Consider the following 1,947-nt stretch of genomic DNA (forward strand, 5'->3'; position numbering starts at 1 on the left):
CTACCTGGTGGATGTGTTGCAACGGGTGGGACAGCATCCGGCCAGGGATATCGGGCAATTGACCCCACGCTGCTGGAAAGCGCACTTCGCAGACAACCCCCTGCGCTCCGATCTGTATCGTTTCACACAGCACAGCCATTCGTAACCCCCTCCCGATCATCTATCCTTGATGATCGGAGTATGCCGGGGTCAATCCTCCCTGAATACAACGCCGCTCAGTTACCGCGTACGGCAAAATCACGGTGGCAACACCGTTAGAGCAGGTCGTTTGTAATAGAGGGTTTGCCATCGGTCATGGCCTGGATGCTGTAGCGGCGACGCGAGAGCCAGGAGACCCCGGTGGGTTCGCCCTTAGAACCCCCTGCCTTTAGGCATGGGGAGGTTTAGTATCTCCAAGCAAACCATCGCTTCAGGACGAAACTGTTTGATTGACGAGCCGGACGGTCACAATGAGCGAACAGAAAATAAATTATACAAACAAAAATAATTTGATATAATTTCCCTAAAGGGGGAAAAATGTCAGATTTTGTCTTCCATCGTGCGGCATTAGCCAGCAGCATGATTGATGCCGTGACGGGCAACGGCATTTTGGATGCCAGTTCCGGGTTGTTTCTGGCTGCGCCAAGGCGAACCGGAAAGAGTACCTTTTTGACCGAGGATTTGATCCCCGCGTTAAAGTCTCGAGAGGTGCTTCCGATTTATGTCGATCTGTGGGAGGATCGGCGTGTCGACCCTTCCATCATGATTGCGAGCGCCATTAAAAAGGCGATAGCGGGTGAGGTTGGGGTTTTGTCAAAAGCCGCCAGGCAAATCGGAATTACAAAAGTGTCAACTCCGATATTTTCGTTTGACCTTGACAAGATCGGACGGGAAGACGGCGCCACCCTGAAAGAAGCGCTCGAATCCTTAATCCAAAAACGCAAGAGGCCCGTCGCGTTGATCGTTGATGAGGCGCAGCATGCTACCCTATCCAATGACGGCATGAACGCCATGTTCGCCCTAAAATCGGCGCGTGACACCATAAACTCTGGGGGCAATCACAATCTTTTGCTGGTTTTTACCGGATCGCATCGAGACCGTCTGGCGCGGCTTGTGACCCACAAAGACCAACCTTTTTTTGGCGCAAGAGTTACTGACTTTAAATTGTTGGGCCGCGATTACTGCGAAGCCTATACGCAGTGGTTCAATCGGAGTATTCAGCCAGAATCCCGCCTGGAAGTCGACGATGTTTATGCTGCTTTCGATACCGTGGGTCATCGCCCGGAATTGCTTAAAAATGTGGTGGCCGATGCGTTTTTGAACTACGATGGCCCGTTACCAAAAACAAAAGCATTACGAGAATTGGCTCTTTTGGTTAACGAAAGCCTTTCGGAAGAATTAAGCGAATCGTTTTTTTCTTTAACGCCCGTCCAGCGCGCCGTGTTGTTGAGAATTTCTAACAGCAAAGGCGATGACGGACTGTTTTCGTCATCCGCTATGACCGAGTATGCAGATCTTGTTGGATCCCTGGTAACAGCGTCATCGGCCCAGTCGGCCTTGCGGGGCTTGCGTGATCTGAACATCGTCTGGAAGTCGGCGAACGGCACTTACGAGACTGAAGATCCCCTCTTGGAAAGGTGGTTGAAAAACCATCCAAAAGGTTTTACAGAAACCAGCGAAGAGGCGGTTTGCAACAAATGCCACGCCGTTCCGTGCGTATGCGGGAACAGCAGACCGAGAGGCTAAACCTCCCCATGCCTAAAGGCATGGGGTTCTAAGGGCGAACCCGCTGGGGTCTCCTGGCTCTCGTCTTGCGACTACAGCATCCAAGCCATGACCAGCGGCAAACCCTCTATCACAAACGACCTGCTCTAACGGTGTTGCCACCGTGATTTTGCCCGAAGGCTCGATCTTCGCAGGTTCGGAACGCAGCCACCCCGTTTGCAGCAGCACAGGTTTCTGAGCCGC

The 1,947-nt window shown here is 52.3% G+C and carries 1 protein-coding gene; it reads left to right on the forward strand.

Features of this window, described 5'->3' with window-relative positions; all coding sequences use genetic code 11:
* The first annotated feature begins 516 nt into the window (after positions 1–516).
* On the forward strand, positions 517–1,725 hold the full coding sequence (locus tag IV91_RS0111230; protein WP_051862608.1) for an ATP-binding protein: 1,209 nt from the start codon (positions 517–519) through the stop codon (positions 1,723–1,725).
* The last annotated feature ends 222 nt before the right edge of the window (positions 1,726–1,947 follow it).

The sequence above is a fragment of the Ferrovum myxofaciens genome, from assembly GCF_000735045.1.
GTDB classification, from domain to species: Bacteria; Pseudomonadota; Gammaproteobacteria; order Burkholderiales; family Ferrovaceae; genus Ferrovum; species Ferrovum myxofaciens.

Coding starts and splice junctions, on each gene's coding strand:
- IV91_RS0111230 (WP_051862608.1), top strand. CDS start 517: ATGTCAGATTTTGTCTTCCATCGTGCGGCATTAGCCAGCAGCATGATT.